Below are 18,369 nucleotides of genomic sequence, written 5' to 3'. Positions count from 1 at the left end.
CTAGTTATTAATTTCTTCTATGATTTTACTGTCCAATTTTGGTACAGTATATTGTTTTTTAATGTTCTCTAATATCACTATTGTTCCTTTGGTAAAAGCGTTGTGCTTAAAGTTGAAAATCGTTTCCAACACATCGGGATCAATATATCGGGAATTTGTTCCATCGATAATGACAGTTGTTTCTTTAGGGATATTGTTCAGCATCACCTGAATCGCTGCTTTATTTAAGAATGAAACCTCTTCCGCTAATTTAATGCGAAGATTTTTCTTATTTCCTTCTTCCTGAATTTTGTAAAAATATGGATTACGCATGTTGGTACGTAACAGGTAGAAGATGGAAAATACCATCCCTACGGCCACACCTTTTAAAAGGTCGGTCAGTAACACGGCTATAATCGTGATCACAAACGGTACAAACTGGTCCCAGCCTTTATGATACATATGTTGGAATAAAGCAATACGTGTTAATTTATAACCGGTTACCAATAAGATGGCTGCCAAACAGGCTAAAGGAATCATATTGATCACACCCGGAATAAATAAGAAAGACAAAAGTAACCAAACGCCATGAAAAATCGCAGACATTTTAGTTCTTCCTCCTGCATTTACGTTTGCGGAACTCCTTACTATCACGGAAGTTAGAGGTAAACCACCCAACATACCACTGGCCATATTACCTACACCCTGAGCTAATAGCTCTCTGTTTGTTGGAGATGTTCTTTTGATCGGGTCGATTTTATCTACCGCCTCAATACTTAGTAAAGTTTCTAAACTGGCAACTACTGCAATTGTTGCAGCAACAACCCATACTTTGCTATCTGTAATGGCAGAGAAATTAGGCATGGTAAATAAGCTGGTCAAATCTGACCATCCGTTAACCACTGGAATTTCCACCATTTGCGTGGCATTCAATGCATATCCTGTTCCCTGGAAGGCGATACTTAGTATAATACCTAAAGCTACCACTACCAGTGGTGCAGGAATTACATTTACTTTTTTCAACTTCGGCCAGTACAACAGCACTGCAATAGAGAGTCCACTGATCACAATCGCGGCTAGTGTAAAATGATTAAGCGCATTTCCTATAGCAGAAAACGTGTTTTGGTTGTCTCCCTGGAAAAAACTCTGATCCCCAAAAAAATCTGAATCTACACCTAAAGCATGAGGGAGTTGTTTCAGGATTAAGGTTACCCCAATCGCTGCTAACATCCCTTCAATTACACTGGAGGGGAAATAGTTACCGATCATTCCGCCTTTCAGCAAGCCTAATACGATCTGCATGGCACCTGCCAGCACTACGGCTAATAAAAATGTTTGATAACCGCCTAGCTGACCAATCGCGCCAAGCACGATTGCGGTAAGTCCTGCGGCAGGACCACTCACACTCAATTGAGAACCACTAAGACTTGCAACTACAATACCTCCCACGATACCGGTTACTAAACCGGCAAATAACGGTGCTCCTGAGGCCAGGGCCACACCCAAACATAAAGGCAATGCCACCAAAAACACCACGATACTGGATGGCAAATCACGCTTTAAGTTCTTTTTTAATATATACTTCTTCACTTCCAATCTTGAAAAGATTGAGTTACCATTTTGCATAAAACAATGTTTTAATTCTTGTAAACTAATTTAAAAAATTGCACAGCTATCCCTGTAAGGGTTTAATTGTACTACTAGTTTAGCACAGGTTTGGAGGTGGGGTCGGTACGGATGGATGAAAAGGATCTACATGCCGTTTAAAATGATCTATATAACTGTTGCTGATACCGAAATGACTGAGCACAGCATTAAAGTCCATAGTGTAATGAGAAGAGATCATTTTATAATCCAGAAGATTCACTTTAGCTTTACCACTATCACCGTCCGCACTATGCTCAACTTCGATCTGCAAGATCACCAGTTGAATGCTTTCTTTTTGGATATCGCTAAAAAATACGGGTGCGCCGGAAATCATCATCTTTACGCAAAAGATGCCTAAAAAGGTAATGATGATTAAAAGACGGTATTTCCGTACTGACATTCTGTTTATTTAGTTTATTATTAATTCTTCACAGTTAACTGTTCAAAAATAGCTCCAAAAATGCCCAACTAGCAAATTGTCATGTAAAAAAAATGTAATTTCGCTTGTATTCCACTCAAAAACAAGGAATTAAATTTAAAAACAATGCTTTTTCATAGAAAAATGAAGCATTAACCGTAATTTAGGCAGCTCAAAATCCTCTTATCTAATTCATGAGAAAATTATTACTATTCATCGTCATGCTGGCTCCTTTCTCGATTCTGGCGCAAAGCAATAACGCCCCCTCTTCTTATGCTCCGCATGAAATAAACATCACCGGATACCTTCAAACACAGTTCCAGTGGGCCGAATCGGCGGGAATCAATTCTTTTTCCGGAGGAGATTTCACGAAGAATTCTGATTCCCGTTTTATGATCAGAAGAGGCCGGTTGAAGATTGACCGTGCCGATAAATACTCGAGTATTGTGTTCCAGATTGATGCCACACAGAATGGCGTACAGTTGATGGATGCTTTTATTCAGCTTCACCAGGAAGACAGCAAACAGTTTCTTTTTACCGCAGGTTTGTTTAACCGCCCATTTGGCTATTCTATCGTTTATTCTTCAGGATACAGGGACTTTCCGGAGCGTGCAAGGGTTTTTCAAACGCTAATGCCAAGAGAACGTGACCTTGGTGCTATGATTACATTTAAGCCTGACTACAAGCCATTAAGCTTCTTAACCGCTGATATTGCAGTGATCAATGGTAGCGGATTAACGGCCAGAGACTACGATTCCAAAAAAGATATTGTGGCCAACTTAGGTTTCAAATTTGACAGCCTTTCCAATAAAAAATTACACCTGGGTTTTGGTACTTCCTACTATAAAGGCTACGTACGTAGTGACACAGAGACGTTTTTTGTCAGAAATGGCAATGGTTATGTCAAAGACACTAATCCTGGTCATGTAAATGACTATGCAAACCGCGATTATTATGGCGCAAACCTGCAGCTACAGTATGACAATTCTTTTGGTACCACTTTGTTTAAAGCAGAATATGTAGCCGGAAAACAACCAGGAGTGGCCAGTTCTTCAGATATTACAGGTCCTGCTGCCAGCATGAGTTTCTCTGCTCAGCCAAAAACAGACCTTTACCTGCGTGATTTTAATGGATATTATTTCTGGTTAACACAGAGAATTGGAAAATCTAAGTTCAATGCTTTGCTTGCTTACGATGTTTACGACCCAAATATTCATGTGTCTGAAAACGAAATTGGTGCGCCAAACAGCAATACCACTGCCGGAGATATTAAGTTTAGTACACTGGGTTATGGCCTTACTTACACGATGAACGGACGTTTAAAGTTGACCGTATATAATGAACATGTAGTTAATGATGATACACAACTGCCTCAATACACCAAAGACATTAAAGATGACGTATTTACTGCGCGCTTACAGTATCGCTGGTAATTAGGATCTATTTAATAAATATTGCTATTTTACGAAATCATTATAGCGGAATCTCAGTTAAATGATGACCTTAAAATCTACATTTAACTGAGATTGTATTTTCCGGGCAAATCAAAAAGACAATCAACCATAGAAAAACCAAATATATTCTAATGAAAACCAAAATCGAGTTACTTCAGGATAAAGTTAAACAAGCCCATACCGGTGGTGGAGCAGCAAGAATCGAAAGCCAGCATAAAAAAGGAAAACTGACCGCAAGGGAAAGGATTCATTTCTTAATGGATGAGAACTCTTTTGAAGAAATCGGCATGTTGGTAACTCATAGAAGCACCGATTTTGGCATGGAAAAAGAAATATACCCAGGTGATGGTGTGGTGACGGGATACGGAAATATCAATGGTCGTCTCGTCTATGTATTCTCGCAGGATTTTACTGTTTTTGGCGGCTCACTTTCAGAAACTCATGCCGAAAAGATCTGTAAGATTATGGATATGGCCATGAAAAATGGGGCACCGGTAATCGGCTTAAACGATAGTGGTGGCGCACGTATTCAGGAAGGTGTCGTTTCGCTTGGTGGTTATGCAGACATTTTTTACAGGAATGTACAGGCCTCGGGGGTAATCCCACAATTGTCTGCCATTATGGGGCCTTGCGCTGGTGGAGCAGTATACTCTCCTGCCATCACAGATTTCATATTGATGGTAGAAAACACTTCATATATGTTTGTAACCGGCCCCAATGTGGTAAAAACGGTGACACATGAAATCGTTACTTCCGAAGAGCTAGGCGGCGCAACTACCCATGCCACCAAATCCGGAGTCACGCATTTTGCCTGTGCCAATGAGCTGGATGCCATCAACCATGTTAAAAGATTACTGAGCTATATGCCTCAGAATTGTGAAGAAACACCTGCTTCGCTTCCTTATGAAGCTACAAATGAAGAGCGTATTTCTTTAAATACCCTGATGCCTGTCAATGCAAATCAGCCTTACGATGCGAGAAGCGTGATTGATGAGGTGATGGATGCGAACAGCTTTTTGGAAGTACACAGAGAATATGCAGAAAATATTGTGGTTGGCTTTGCGCGTCTGGCAGGAAAAAGTATTGGTATTGTGGCCAATCAGCCCGCCTACCTTGCTGGTGTATTAGACAATCATGCTTCCACTAAAGCGGCACGTTTTGTTCGCTTTTGTGATTGCTTCAACATCCCTTTGCTGGTATTTGAAGATGTACCTGGCTTCCTTCCGGGCACCGATCAGGAATGGAATGGCATCATCAATAACGGCGCAAAATTATTATATGCCTTTAGCGAAGCAACGGTTCCTCGTATTACGGTAATCACCAGAAAAGCTTATGGTGGCGCCTATGACGTAATGAATTCCAAACATATTGGTGCGGATATGAACTATGCCTGGCCTACTGCCGAAATTGCGGTAATGGGTGCTAAAGGAGCTGCTGAAATTATTTTTAAGAAAGAAATCAGCACTGCAGAAAACCCGGAAGAAAAATGGCTGGAAAAAGAAAAACTTTATTCTGATACTTTTGCCAATCCTTACCGCGCCGCAGAACGTGGTTTTGTAGATGAGGTGATTGAGCCTGCGCAAACGAGAATAAAATTGATCAAAGCATTTAAAATGCTGGAAAATAAAGTGGTCAATGCACCACGCAGAAAACACGGAAATATACCTTTATAAAATGAAATTGAGTCGTACAGATGTCGTCCTCATGGCTTTTTGTACCGGCCTGATTGTAGCAAACATCTATTATTGTCAACCACTGGTGATCCTGGTGGCCAGCGAGTTTAATTTAACGGAAAGCCATGCCGGTATGATCACTTACCTTACCCAGGCAGGTTATGCACTGGGTTTGTTTTTAGTGGTGCCGCTTGGCGATATGTTTGAACGCCGGAAACAAATATTAATAATTACCGGACTGGCTGTGGTATCGTTATTACTTGCCGCGATGTCGCATAGTTTTTTATTGCTGCAAATCGCCAGTGTGCTTATTGGCGCAAGTTCTGTCGTTCCGCAATTAATCTTGCCAATGGCAGCCAATCTAAGTTCCGACGAAAAACGCGGAGAAACGATAGGTATCATTACCAGTGGTTTACTGATCGGAATTCTGGCTTCCAGATCCATCAGCGGCAGTGTCGGTTTTTTATGGGGCTGGAGAACGATGTATTTTATCGCCGCCGGCATCTGTGCCTTATTGATGATTCTCATGGCAAAACGTTTTCCACTCAGCCTGCCTTCTTTTAAAGGAACTTACCGGGAATTAATGGCTTCCATGTGGAATTATGTGAAAACAGAACCGGTACTGCGGGAGGCTTCCATGATTAATTTCCTGGCTTTTGCTGTGCTCAGCGCATTCTGGACAACCATGGTGTTGTTTTTAGCCAACCCACCCTTCAACTTTCAAACGATGCAAATCGGCTTGTTTGGGATTGCCGGCGCTGCCGGGGCATTAGCTGCGCCATTAGTTGGCAAGCTAAGCAGTGGCAAAAATCCACGTAGAAACATTTTGACCGGTCTGATTTTACAAGTCATCAGCATTGTTGCTTTTTACTTTACCGGAAGTCAGCTCTACCTATTTATAACAGGGATTATTTTCATCGATATCGGACAGCAGGCGATTCATGTGACCAACCAAACCCGGATTTATGCCTTGGTACCGGAAGCGCGGAACCGCCTCAATACGGTATTTATGTCAGTCAGCTTTGTGGGTGCTTCGGTAGGCTCCGCAATTGGATTATGGTTATGGGATGAAGGACAATGGCCTTTATTTTGCCTTGGAACAACGGCGGTAATATTACTCAACATCTGTATTTATAAATTTAACAGCAATACGGTTAAAAGTTAAGCCCCATGGAAAATACCCATATAGAACAAATCAGACCCGATCTTACCTGGCGAATCAGGCATACAGCGATGTATCCGGATCATCCTTATGACGCAGTAAAGCTGGAAAATGATGCTGATGGCATCCATTTTGGTTTATTTGCTGCTGATCAGCTGGTTTCCGTAGTCTCGCTATTCAATGAAGAAGCCGTTTATCAGTTCAGGAAGTTTGCTACGCTTCCTGAATATCAGGACAAAGGCTATGGCAGCTTCCTACTCCAACACCTGATCAGTTATGTGACTGCTTTGGGAGCCACGATGCTATGGTGCAATGCCCGTAGTACCGCTATGCCTTTTTATGCGAAGTTTGGCTTTGTAGAAACCGACAAGCACTTCTCCAAATCCGACCTGGAATTTGTCATCATGCAGTTACAACTCAACAATTAACTTGTTGCTTCCCGCCTAGTTTATATATTTGTTCAGGTAAAGCAAAACACAGCTTATTATACGTTTTAAAGAAACATTAAATGACAAAAAAGAAAGACGATAAACAGAAACACGTTTCTGTAGTTACTAAAAAGTCACTCCAATTTTTTGAAGAATATATCAATAATCCATCGCCAACTGGCTTTGAATATCCTGGTCAGAAGTTATGGTTAGATTATCTGAAACCTTATATCGACGAAAGTTTCATCGACAATTACGGTACTGCAGTAGGTGTAATCAACCCTAAAGCAGAATACAGGGTAGTTATCGAAGCACATGCTGATGAAATTTCATGGTTTGTAAACTACATTACTCCTGAAGGCTTAATCTATGTGATCCGCAATGGTGGATCTGACCACCAGATTGCTCCATCGAAAAGAGTAAACATCCATACCGATAAAGGAATGGTGAAAGCAGTATTCGGATGGCCGGCAATTCACACCAGAAACGGTGAAAAAGAAGAAGCTCCGGCATTAAAAAATATTTTCCTTGACTGTGGCTGTACGACTAAGGATGAAGTAGAAGCATTAGGCGTCCATGTTGGTTGTGTGATCACTTATGAAGACGAATTCATGGTGCTAAACGACCGTTATTATGTGGGAAGAGCTTTAGACAACAGAGCTGGTGGTTTCATGATTGCAGAAGTTGCACGTTTGTTAAAAGAAAACAAACAAAAACTTCCTTTCGCTTTATACATCGTTAACTCCGTGCAGGAAGAGATTGGTTTGCGCGGTGCGGAAATGATCGCGCACAGGATTAAACCTCATGTAGCCATCGTTACAGATGTTACACACGACACCAGCACACCGATGATCAATAAAATTACACAAGGAGATTTAGCTTGTGGCAAAGGACCAGTAGTTTCTTATGCACCAGCAGTACAAACCAACCTGAATAAATTACTGATTAAAACCGCAGAAAAGAATGACATTCCATTCCAGCGTCAGGCTTCATCAAGGTCTACGGGTACCGATACGGATGCATTTGCCTATTCTAACGGCGGCGTTCCTTCTGCTTTAATCTCTCTGCCATTGCGCTATATGCACACTACGGTAGAAATGATTCATAAAGAAGATGTAGACAACGTGATCAGCCTGATTTATCATTCATTGCTGAACATCGAGAAAAACCACGATTTCAAGTATTCTAAATAATTTCAGCGTGATACTACACGCTATCCTGAAGGGTGTCTGTTAAAACCAGACACCCTTTTATTTTGCTTTAAATTTCCTATTTTTAGGAACGTATGGTGAGCATATCCAGCTCAACAACCTATAAATTTTTCATTTATGAGCGATCAAACCCAAAGTTTTATAGAAAAAGTGAAAGCAGCATACCCTCCTAAAGGGGCCTATATTTATCTGGGTGCCGGAATTTTAGATGGCGAAGTGTTAGCAGATGCCGAAGTGAACCTTTATTTACACATGATGAACCGCCATGGACTTGTTGCAGGCGCCACTGGTACCGGAAAAACCAGAACGTTACAGCTGCTTGCAGAACAACTTTCGGATGCAGAAGTCCCTGTTTTTATGCTGGATGTAAAAGGAGACCTTTCCGGATTATACCAGGCTGGAGAAAACAACCCCAAAATAGCGGAAAGGGCAAAAATGCTGAATAAACCCTTCGCTCCAACTGGCTACCCAATAGAACCTTATTCACTTTCCGGGAAATTAGGTGCACAAATGAGGGCAACCATCCTCGAATTCGGGCCGACCCTACTCTCAAAGATATTAGACCTGAATGATACGCAGACTGGTGTACTGTCAGTAATTTTCAAATATGCAGACGACAATAAACTGCCCCTTATTGACCTGAATGACCTTAAAAAATTAATTTCCTACCTGTCTGACGGTCCTGGCAAAGATGAAATAAAAGCAGACTATGGTAGCATCTCCTCCTCCACTTCAGGAACTATTTTAAGGAAAATTGTCACTATCGAACAACAAGGACTCAGTCCCATGTTTGGAGAACCCTCTTTTGACATAGAAGATTTAATGCTCAAAACAGATGGAAAAGGAACAATTTCTCTTTTGAACATCTCAGACGTCCAAAATCAACCTAAACTATATTCTACTTATTTACTCAGTTTACTGGCAGAGCTTTTTTACAACCTGCCGGAAGTAGGTGACTTAGATAAACCAAAGCTCGTGTTCTTCATTGATGAGGCTCATTTATTGTTTAAAGACTCCTCAAAAGCATTTTTAGAACAGATTGAAACCATCATCAGGCTCATCAGGTCTAAAGGCGTAGGCGTCTTCTTTTGCACACAATCTCCCACAGATATCCCTGAAAGTGTCCTTTCTCAGTTGGGTAACCGCATACAGCATGCATTACGGGTATTTACACCCAATGATGCAGATGCGCTAAAGAAAACCGTTAACACTTATCCCACTTCTACCTTTTACAAAATCGACAAGGTACTCACCTCCCTTGGGACAGGGCAGGCGCTGATCACGGTCTTAAACGAAAAAGGGATTCCTACGGAGGTAACCGCTACCATGCTTACTCCTCCCAAAGCAGTAATGGGACCTTTAAACACGCCAGAATATGATAAGTTAGTTTTATCGAGTCCAATGAACAAAAAATACGGAACTACTATTGATCCGGAAAGTGCTTATGAAATCCTGACCAACCGACTAAATGATCAACAGTCTATGGAATCAACGGCAACCGAACCCGCTGGAGCCGGCACGAAGAAAACAGAAAAAAGCATTATGGAACAAGTAATGGGCGCAACTATCACCAGGCAGATTGGCAAGGAAATTGTACGGGGCCTGTTCGGAATGTTAACCGGCAAAAAAACCAGAAATACTAGTGGAAAAGGAATATTTGGGTTCTAAATCCACCGTATTCTCCCCATAATTCGGGATATTGCTGCTTAAATTGCAAAAAACACCCATTTTCTTACCTTGAATTTAAACATATTAATTATTTTAGTCCCATGAAACCAACCTTATTAATCTTAGCAGCTGGGATGGCAAGTCGCTACGGCAGCATGAAACAAATTGACGGGTTCGGCCCGAACAACGAAACTATTATTGATTATTCTATATATGATGCCATAAAAGCCGGATTCGGTAAAGTTGTATTTATTATTAAAGAAGAGTTTCTTGAGGATTTCAAAGAAATTTTCGAAGCAAAGTTAAACGGAAAAATCGAGACAGATTACGTTTTCCAGGACTTCAACATTAAGCAATTCGGTGTAGATATCGAAATTGAAAGATCAAAACCATGGGGAACCGCTCATGCAATTCTTGCAGGTAGAACGGCTATTAATGAGCCTTTCTGTGTGATCAATGCCGATGATTTCTATGGTTTAGATGCTTACCAGAAAATGGTTAAGTTTTTAACTACAGAAGTTAGCGACAGTAATTATTCAATGATCGGATACGAAATCGGTAAAACATTGTCGGAATACGGATCTGTTTCCAGAGGTGTTTGTCAGGTTAACGCTGATGGTATCCTGGAAGAAGTTGTAGAACGTACAAAGGTATTAAAGAACGGTGACGCGATTGTTTTCGAAGAAGGCGACACTCAGTATCCATTAACACCAGATACACGCGTATCGATGAACTTCTGGGGCTTTACTCCTGCTGTATTCAAAATTACAGAAGAATTATTCAGAGATTTCGCAGTTCAGAATAAAGAGAACCCTAAATCAGAGTTTTTCATTCCATTGGTAGCTGAATACCTGGTAAAATCAAGAATTGCTAATTTCAAAGTAATTCCTACAGATAGCCAGTGGTTCGGTGTAACTTATAAAGAAGATAAACCAATTGTACAGGCTAGCATTGATCAATTGATCAAAGACGGAGCTTACCCATCTAATCTTTGGGACTAACGTACCTGCTATAATTTAAACAGAAAAGGGATTCACAAATGTGGATCCCTTTTCTGTTTCTAACTAGTACGGTTAGGCTGCAATATGCCAAAATAATCAAACGCAACACAATCAACTAACTGCATAAAAAAAGGTGTTCTGAATTAACAGAACACCTTTTTAATTTAAATGAGCTTAACGCTTATTTTTTATCGTCTTTAACTTCTTCGAAGTCTACATCGGTAACATCGTCACCACCTGCAGGCTGAGCATCTGGTTGAGCACCAGCAGCACCTGTTGGTTGTGCACCATCTTGTCCTGCTTTGTACATCTCTTCAGAAGCTTCATTCCATGCATTCTGTAATTCAGCCTGAGCTGCGTCGATATCAGCGAAACTTCTAGCTGCATGCGCATCTTTCAGTTTTTGCAAACCTGATTCGATTGGCGCTTTTTTATCAGCTGAGATTTTATCACCGAATTCTTTCAATTGCTTCTCAGTAGAGAAAATTAAAGCATCAGCACCGTTGATTTTTTCCGCTTCTTCTCTAGCGATTCTATCAGCATCTGCATTTTGTTCTGCTTCTTCTCTCATCCTTTTGATTTCTTCTTCAGTTAAGCCAGAAGAAGCTTCAATGCGGATTTTTTGTTCTTTACCAGTAGCTTTATCTTTAGCACTTACGTGTAAGATACCGTTTGCATCAATATCAAATGCTACTTCTACCTGAGGAACTCCACGTGGAGCTGGTGGAATACCATCTAAGATGAAACGACCAATCGTACGATTTTGAGCAGCCATTGGACGCTCTCCTTGTAAGATATGGATCTCTACTGAAGGCTGGTTGTCAGCTGCTGTAGAGAAAGTCTCTGCTTTTTTCGAAGGAATAGTTGTATTTGCTTCAATTAATTTAGTCATTACACCACCCATAGTCTCAATACCTAATGAAAGAGGAGTAACATCTAATAACAATACATCTTTAACTTCACCTGTTAATACACCACCTTGGATTGCAGCACCGATTGCTACTACCTCATCAGGGTTAACACCTTTCGAAGGCTCTTTTCCGAAGAAAGCTTTAACAGCTTCCTGGATAGCAGGCATACGAGTTGAACCACCAACTAAGATAATCTCATCGATATCTGAAGTTTTCAAACCTGCATTTTTCAATGCTGATCTACATGGGTCAATAGTACGTTTGATCAAATCAGCAGCCAATTGCTCAAATTTAGCACGGCTTAAGTTTCTAACCAGGTGTTTAGGACCAGTTGCATCAGCAGTAATGTAAGGCAAGTTGATCTCAGTAGTAGTTGTACTTGAAAGCTCAATTTTAGCTTTTTCAGCAGCTTCTTTCAAACGTTGTAAAGCCATTGGATCTTGATTCAAGTCCATACCGTACTCGTTTTTGAATTCAGCAGCTAACCAATCGATAATGATATGGTCAAAGTCATCACCACCTAAGTGAGTATCACCGTCAGTAGATTTTACTTCAAATACACCATCACCTAATTCTAATACAGAAACGTCATGAGTACCACCACCACAGTCAAACACAACGATTTTCATGTCTCTTTGTGCTTTATCCAAACCGTAAGCTAATGCAGCTGCAGTTGGCTCGTTGATGATACGTTTCACTGTTAAACCAGCGATTTCACCAGCTTCTTTAGTAGCTTGACGTTGTGCATCATTAAAGTAAGCAGGAACAGTAATAACTGCTTCAGTTACCTCATGACCTAAAAAGTCTTCAGCTGTTTTTTTCATTTTCTGCAAAATCATTGCAGAAAGTTCTTGTGGTGTGTATTTACGGTCGTCAATTTCTACACGTGGTGTATTGTTGTCGCCCTTAACTACTTTATACGGTACACGACCAGCTTCTTTAGTAACCTCAGCAAAGCTGCTGCCCATAAAGCGTTTGATCGAAGAAATTGTTTTTGTTGGGTTAGTAATTGCCTGGCGTTTTGCCGGCTCACCTACCTTGCGTTCACCATTTTCTGCAAAAGCAACAATGGATGGCGTAGTACGCTTACCCTCACTGTTGGCTATAACTACAGGTTCGTTACCTTCCATTACGGATACGCAAGAGTTTGTTGTTCCTAAGTCTATACCAATAATTTTTGACATGCTATTTATCTCTGTTTATGTTTATGAATCTTATTATTTATTTCTTATTATTTCTTGTTTAACAAGCAATGTGCCAATTGAGTTTTGGCAGAAAATTTTGTTAATTTCCAATCATAAAGGAATTTTATGTCCGAATCTTGTTACAAAAATGTGACAGGATGACAGAATCTCCCTGTCTTTTACTGATCTAACTTCAGTAAACGTTCCAAATGATGATGGCCAATTCCAAAATAAGCTTTTGTCTCCGCCAGCTTCTGTTTAATCTCTGCCTGTTTTACTTCCAGGGCTTTACCCGAAAGCTTAGCAGACTTCACTCCTACTACCAATACATTTTTAGGGGTATGTGCATCCGAAATGAATTCAAACACTTTAGTCTTGTAACCATAGTATTCCAGAATCAATGCACGCATTGCATCGGTTACCATCTCTGCCTGGCGTTCCATGAAAATCCCGTATTTAGTTAATACCGAGACTTCGTTTTTAACTTTGGCCTTATCCATTTCGCGTCTGATCTGTTTATGACAACAAGGAGCAACAACAATTAAACTGGCGTTGGCCTTGATCCCTTTAAAGATGGCATCATCAGTTGCCGTATCACAGGCATGCAAAGCGATGAGCAAATCAATCGCGTCTACCTGATAATCCTGAATTGTACCGGGTACAAAATCAAGACCGGTAAAAGCAGAACTTTTTGCAATCCCGTTACATAAACTCACCAGGTCATCTCTAAACTCTACCCCCGTTACTTTCGTATCCAGTTTCAAAACCTGATGCAGGTAATCATACAAAGCAAAAGTCAGGTACCCTTTTCCGGAACCCATATCTGCCACTTTTTTAATACTGTTCTCAGGCAATTCCTTAATTAAGGAGCTTAAGATCTCTACATACTGATTAATCTGTTTGTATTTATCCTGTGCATTTTTGAATACATTACCTTCTGCGTCAGTAATCTTCAGCTCTTGCAAATAAGGCTTTCCAGCAGGCTGAATCAACCGTTTCTTTTCTTTGTTATGCGCTAAGGCTGGTGCTGTTTTACCGTCACCATTTAGCATCCTTTCCCGCATAGAAATGACATGGTTCTTCCCATGCTCAAGGATTACTTCCTTCTCCGTGGTAAATAAGGTACAGGCCTTAAAATCATTACTGATAAAATGAGTGACCATGGTGATACCTACAGGAATATCAAAGTTCTTAACGATATCTCTGGTTTTGTTCCGGTAGGTAAAAGAAAGCATATCTGCTCTTTTGATTTTCACCTTGCGGACATAAACATTCTTTAATTCTTTATCATTTCCCTGATAATTGCCCAGGGAAACTTTTAAAAAAGTATTCGAGGAAATACTTTCAGCGAGTTGTTCTTGAAAACGCTGTAAATGGAGTTGATTTGACATGAAATTGGATTACGCTGCAAAGATACCCTTTTGAAAAAGGAATAGTAAATTAGCTTTATGAAACAGCGTTATTTAATTGCCATTCTTCCGCCAAAAGAACTGGGTATTGAAATTGACAACATCAGAAAAGCGTGTTCTCAAAAATTTAAGGTATATAAAGCATTGAGACCACCAGTTCATATCACGCTAAGGTATATTCATGAACTTGAAGAAAGTTATGAACCAAAACTAATAACCAGCCTCTCAGCAGCCAGAAGTTTCGAACCTTTTATCCAGCACCTTCACAATTTTTCAGGTTTCCAGACCGCTAAAGCGATCTACGTCGCAGCAACAGAAAACAAACAAATTGACAATTTATACACACAAATAATAAACCTCACTAAACCTTTCTGTAAAGATGCAAGCGGTGGACGAACCCCACATCTTACCATTGCTTACAGAGACGTTACTCCCCGTCTTTATCTTGAAATAATGGAATACTACAAAAACCAAACCTTCCAGGCAGATTTTGAAGTTAACCATTTCAGCTTGTTAAAGCATGATGGCACCTGTTGGAATGTGTTAAAACATTTTTATAGTCTGCCAGGTCCGCACCAATTAGAAATACCCCTATAAAGAAAAAACCCCATCCGAAACGGACAGGGTTTTCCTTATAATGATGAGGGAATAAATTATTCGCCTTTATCTTCAGTTTTAGTTTCAACTGCTGCTTCTTCAGTAGCTGGAGTAGCTGCAACTGTAGTATCGTCAGCTTTCTTAGCTTTGGTTCTACCACGACGTGTAGTTTTCTTCTCAGCAGATTCCACTTCTTTACCGTAAACTTCATTGTAATCAACCAATTCGATTAAAGCCATTTCAGCATTATCACCTAAACGGTTGTTTAATTTAATGATCCTTGTGTAACCACCTGGACGGTTTGCAATTTTAGCTGCAACATCACGGAACAATTCAGTAACGATTTCTTTATCTTGTAAGTAACTAAAAACGATACGACGAGAGTGTGTAGTATCAGTTTTAGATTTAGTCAAAAGAGGCTCAACATACATACGTAAAGCTTTTGCTTTAGCTAAAGTAGTTTGAATTCTTTTGTGTTTAATTAACGATGAAGCCATGTTAGCCAACATCGCCTTACGATGTGAATCTGTTCTTCCTAAGTGGTTATTTTTTTTACCGTGTCTCATTTTGATTTTATTCAGTGTATACCGTCTCTTTGATTATTATCTGAGGGAATTATACACGATTAACAATATTGTTATTTAAGGGTAGTTTTGGTTTACTCTTCGTCAAGTTTGAATTTCGATAAGTTCATACCGAAAGATAAGCTTTTAGATTTCACCAATTCCTGAATCTCAGTCAATGACTTTTTACCGAAGTTTCTGAATTTTAACATATCAGCAACATCATAAGAAACCAGGTCAGCTAAAGTACGGATATCAGCTGCTTTAAGGCAGTTTAATGCACGTACAGAAAGATCTAAATCAACTAATTCAGTTTTAAGGATTTTACGCATATGTAAAATTTCCTCGTCTACTTCTTTAGTTTCTTCTTTAGCTTGAGATTCTAATACTAAATTCTCATCAGAGAACAACATAAAGTGCTGGATTAAGATTTTCGCAGCTTCTTTTAGTGCTTCTTCAGGGTGGATAGATCCATCTGTAGAGATATCTAGAATTAATTTTTCATAATCTGTCTTTTGTTCAACACGATAATTTTCAATCGAGTATTTTACATTTTTCATTGGGGTAAAAATCGAATCGATTGCGATTACACCAACTACAGCATCATTGATTTTATTTTCTTCAGCTGGAACATAACCGCGGCCTTTATTGATAGTTAATTCTACCTCTAAAGTCACTGTTTTTTCCATGTTACAAATAACGAAATCAGGGTTAAGAACCTCGAAGTTGTTAGAGAATTTTGTAATATCTCCAGCGGTAAACTGATCTTGCCCGTTTACTAAAATGAAAACTTTTTCAGAATCACCAGAATCACCAACTTTCTTAAAACGTACTTGTTTCAAGTTAAGGATGATTTCCGTCAAATCTTCTACAACACCTTTCATTGTAGAAAACTCGTGAGATACGCCAGAAAAACGAATACTTGTAATGGCATAACCTTCTAAAGAAGAAAGTAAAATTCTTCTTAGGGCATTACCAATTGTTACACCGAAACCGGGCTCTAAAGGACGAAATTCAAATATACCATCGAAATCTGTTGATTTCTGCATGATTACCTTATCGGGTTTCTGAAATGCTAAAATTGCCATTTATAATGTTTTTAGATCGTTATTAAAATTATGTAATGAAATAAAGTGAATTGCCCATAAAGGCAATTCACTAAATATATTACTTAGAGTATAACTCTATTATAAGGTTCTCTTTGATATTTTCTGGGATCTCATCACGGTTAGGATAAGTTAAGAACTTACCTGACAATTCACTTGCGTTCCAGTCTAACCAATTGAATTTATTGATTACTCTGCCTGCTACTGAATTAGTAATCGCTTCTAAAGTCTTAGACTTTTCGCGAACTGCAACAACATCACCAGCTTTTAATTGATATGAAGGAATATTTACTACTTCACCGTTAACTGTTACGTGTTTATGGCTAACTAACTGACGGGCAGCTGAACGTGTTGTAGCAATACCTAATCTGTATACTGTGTTATCTAAACGAGCTTCTAATAATTGCAATAAGTTATCACCAGTGATACCTTCACGAGAAGATGCTTTGGTGAATAAGTTACGGAACTGACGTTCTAATACACCATAAGTATATTTAACTTTCTGTTTTTCCATTAACTGTACTGCGTACTCGGATTGTTTTCCTCTTCTTTTGGAAGCACCGTGCTGTCCAGGAGGATAATTTTTTCTATCTAATACCTTATCAGGGCCGAAAATTGGCTCTCTGAATTTACGGGCGATTTTGGACTTTGGTCCTGTATATCTTGCCATTGTTCTTTGATTTAAAGTATCGTGTAGCCTTAAGCTACAGACTCTTAGCTTTAAAAATTAATAATTAAACTCTTCTCTTTTTAGGAGGACGACAACCGTTGTGCGGAAGCGGAGTGATATCTTTGATAGAGGTTACTTCGATACCTGAAATCTGCAATGTTCTAATTGCTGACTCACGACCTGAACCTGGACCTTTAACAAAAACTTCTACTTTACGAAGACCTAAGTCAAATGCTACTTTACCGCAATCAGATGCTGCTTGACCTGCTGCATAAGGAGTGTTCTTTTTAGAACCCTTGAATCCCATTTTACCTGCAGAAGACCATGAAATAGTTTGACCGTTGTTATTTGTTAAAGTAACAATGATATTGTTAAAAGTAGCATTGATGTGCGCCTGACCAACAGGTTCAATAACAACAATACGCTTTTTGGTAACTTTTTTACTCTTAGCCATAATTCTTATTCAGTACTAATTTTATTTAGTAGCTTTTTTCTTGTTAGCAACTGTTTTTCTCTTGCCTTTACGTGTACGAGAGTTGTTTTTAGTACGTTGTCCACGTACCGGCAAACCTTTTCTGTGACGTAATCCACGGTAACAACCGATATCCATTAAACGTTTAATGTTCAACTGAACTTCTGAACGTAAAGCACCTTCTACTTTTACGCCGTCGTTGATGATGGTACGAATAGCCGACAACTCATCGTCAGACCAATCCTGTACTTTCTTGTTAAAATCGATACCTGCTTCCGTTAAAATACGTTGAGCAGTTGATCTACCTACTCCGAAGATGTATGTTAGACCAATTTCGCCTCTTTTGTTTCTTGGTAAATCAATACCTGATATCCTTGCCATATTTGTACTAAATGTTTGATTAACTGAATGAACGAGATTGAGTATCCTGTACATTCAATCTTCATCACAATCAATAATTTCTTAACCTTGACGTTGCTTATATTTTGGATTTTTCTTGTTAATCACGAAAAGTTTACCTTTACGACGAATAATCTTGCAATCAGCGCTACGTTTTTTAATTGATGACCTAACTTTCATTTTATTTATATCTATAAGTAATCCTGCCCTTTGATAAATCGTAAGGCGACATCTCTAATTTGACTTTGTCTCCAGGTAAAATTTTGATGTAGTGCATCCTCATTTTACCCGAAATATGAGCTATTATCTCATGACCATTCTCTAGTTCCACCCGGAACATGGCATTGGATAGTGCTTCTCTTATTACACCGTCTTGTTCAATTGAGGCTTGTTTAGCCATATAATATTGATATTTAC

19 protein-coding genes are annotated in these 18,369 nt (G+C 39.4%); 8 read left to right on the top strand and 11 right to left on the bottom strand.

Translation table 11 applies throughout. The features are described from left to right. Together OQX61_RS05750 and OQX61_RS05745 are read right to left on the bottom strand one after the other, a co-directional pair. Positions 1 to 1,605 (bottom strand): SulP family inorganic anion transporter, encoded by a 1,605-nt coding sequence (locus tag OQX61_RS05750; RefSeq protein WP_265840701.1) that lies wholly within the window; start codon positions 1,603 to 1,605, stop codon positions 1 to 3. A gap of 79 nt (positions 1,606 to 1,684) precedes the next feature. Next, positions 1,685 to 2,026, bottom strand: coding sequence for a hypothetical protein (locus OQX61_RS05745; RefSeq protein WP_265840700.1), 342 nt, complete (start codon positions 2,024 to 2,026; stop codon positions 1,685 to 1,687). Between the two features lie 212 nt (positions 2,027 to 2,238). Here OQX61_RS05745 and OQX61_RS05740 point away from each other — a divergent pair, with 212 nt between their 5' ends. The 7 genes from OQX61_RS05740 (at position 2,239) to OQX61_RS05710 (ending at position 10,641) form a co-directional block, all read left to right on the top strand. Further along, positions 2,239 to 3,477 (top strand): porin, encoded by a 1,239-nt coding sequence (locus OQX61_RS05740; RefSeq protein WP_265840699.1) that lies wholly within the window; start codon positions 2,239 to 2,241, stop codon positions 3,475 to 3,477. Between the two features lie 152 nt (positions 3,478 to 3,629). Next, positions 3,630 to 5,171 carry an acyl-CoA carboxylase subunit beta gene (locus OQX61_RS05735; RefSeq protein ID WP_265840698.1) on the top strand — a complete coding sequence of 514 codons (1,542 nt, stop codon included), beginning with the start codon at positions 3,630 to 3,632 and terminating at the stop codon, positions 5,169 to 5,171. Next, a complete protein-coding gene (locus tag OQX61_RS05730) occupies positions 5,134 to 6,336 on the top strand; it encodes an MFS transporter (RefSeq protein ID WP_265840697.1) in 1,203 nt (400 codons plus the stop codon). The genes OQX61_RS05735 and OQX61_RS05730 overlap by 38 nt, the downstream gene beginning before the upstream one ends. Before the next feature lie 5 nt (positions 6,337 to 6,341). After that, on the top strand, positions 6,342 to 6,761 hold the full coding sequence (locus tag OQX61_RS05725; protein WP_265840696.1) for a GNAT family N-acetyltransferase: 420 nt from the start codon (positions 6,342 to 6,344) through the stop codon (positions 6,759 to 6,761). A gap of 80 nt (positions 6,762 to 6,841) precedes the next feature. Further along, positions 6,842 to 7,954 (top strand): M42 family metallopeptidase, encoded by a 1,113-nt coding sequence (locus OQX61_RS05720; protein WP_265840695.1) that lies wholly within the window; start codon positions 6,842 to 6,844, stop codon positions 7,952 to 7,954. Between the two features lie 135 nt (positions 7,955 to 8,089). Further along, entirely contained in the window at positions 8,090 to 9,640 is a 1,551-nt protein-coding gene (locus tag OQX61_RS05715; RefSeq protein WP_265840694.1) for a helicase HerA-like domain-containing protein, read from the top strand. Positions 9,641 to 9,741: 101 nt separating this feature from the next. After that, positions 9,742 to 10,641, top strand: a complete 900-nt coding sequence (locus tag OQX61_RS05710) for a sugar phosphate nucleotidyltransferase (protein ID WP_265840693.1) — start codon at positions 9,742 to 9,744, stop codon at positions 10,639 to 10,641. A gap of 181 nt (positions 10,642 to 10,822) precedes the next feature. Here the strand turns inward: OQX61_RS05710 and dnaK are convergent, their stop codons facing one another. Next, positions 10,823 to 12,736, bottom strand: coding sequence for a molecular chaperone DnaK (gene dnaK, locus OQX61_RS05705; RefSeq protein WP_265840692.1), 1,914 nt, complete (start codon positions 12,734 to 12,736; stop codon positions 10,823 to 10,825). Between the two features lie 179 nt (positions 12,737 to 12,915). Continuing rightward, positions 12,916 to 14,127 carry an SAM-dependent methyltransferase gene (locus OQX61_RS05700; protein WP_265840691.1) on the bottom strand — a complete coding sequence of 404 codons (1,212 nt, stop codon included), beginning with the start codon at positions 14,125 to 14,127 and terminating at the stop codon, positions 12,916 to 12,918. Positions 14,128 to 14,184: 57 nt separating this feature from the next. On the opposite strand from OQX61_RS05700, the gene OQX61_RS05695 reads away from it, so the two are divergent. Then, complete coding sequence (locus tag OQX61_RS05695) at positions 14,185 to 14,742, top strand: 2'-5' RNA ligase family protein (RefSeq protein ID WP_265840690.1); 558 nt, start codon at positions 14,185 to 14,187, stop codon at positions 14,740 to 14,742. Between the two features lie 56 nt (positions 14,743 to 14,798). Here OQX61_RS05695 and rplQ read toward each other — a convergent pair whose 3' ends face one another. The 7 genes from rplQ to infA all read right to left on the bottom strand — a co-directional run bounded on the left by rplQ (position 14,799) and on the right by infA (position 18,352). Further along, complete coding sequence (rplQ, locus tag OQX61_RS05690; protein WP_265840689.1) at positions 14,799 to 15,308, bottom strand: 50S ribosomal protein L17; 510 nt, start codon at positions 15,306 to 15,308, stop codon at positions 14,799 to 14,801. Between the two features lie 92 nt (positions 15,309 to 15,400). After that, positions 15,401 to 16,393, bottom strand: a complete 993-nt coding sequence (locus OQX61_RS05685) for a DNA-directed RNA polymerase subunit alpha (protein WP_062550419.1) — start codon at positions 16,391 to 16,393, stop codon at positions 15,401 to 15,403. A gap of 79 nt (positions 16,394 to 16,472) precedes the next feature. After that, on the bottom strand, positions 16,473 to 17,081 hold the full coding sequence (rpsD, locus tag OQX61_RS05680; protein WP_062550420.1) for a 30S ribosomal protein S4: 609 nt from the start codon (positions 17,079 to 17,081) through the stop codon (positions 16,473 to 16,475). 64 nt (positions 17,082 to 17,145) lie between these two features. Beyond that, positions 17,146 to 17,535, bottom strand: coding sequence for a 30S ribosomal protein S11 (gene rpsK / locus OQX61_RS05675; protein WP_041878538.1), 390 nt, complete (start codon positions 17,533 to 17,535; stop codon positions 17,146 to 17,148). A 21-nt stretch (positions 17,536 to 17,556) separates the two neighbouring features. After that, complete coding sequence (gene rpsM / locus OQX61_RS05670) at positions 17,557 to 17,934, bottom strand: 30S ribosomal protein S13 (protein ID WP_062550421.1); 378 nt, start codon at positions 17,932 to 17,934, stop codon at positions 17,557 to 17,559. An 81-nt stretch (positions 17,935 to 18,015) separates the two neighbouring features. Next, a complete protein-coding gene (gene rpmJ, locus OQX61_RS24320) occupies positions 18,016 to 18,132 on the bottom strand; it encodes a 50S ribosomal protein L36 (RefSeq protein ID WP_073232286.1) in 117 nt (38 codons plus the stop codon). 1 nt (position 18,133) lies between these two features. After that, positions 18,134 to 18,352 carry a translation initiation factor IF-1 gene (gene infA, locus OQX61_RS05660; RefSeq protein WP_008244555.1) on the bottom strand — a complete coding sequence of 73 codons (219 nt, stop codon included), beginning with the start codon at positions 18,350 to 18,352 and terminating at the stop codon, positions 18,134 to 18,136. Positions 18,353 to 18,369 lie beyond the last annotated feature (17 nt).

It is taken from the genome of Pedobacter sp. PLR (assembly GCF_026239675.1).
In the GTDB taxonomy this organism is placed as follows: Bacteria; Bacteroidota; Bacteroidia; order Sphingobacteriales; family Sphingobacteriaceae; genus Pedobacter.
Note: the sequence above shows the minus strand (reverse complement) of the source record. Positions and strands in the feature narration are given on the sequence as shown.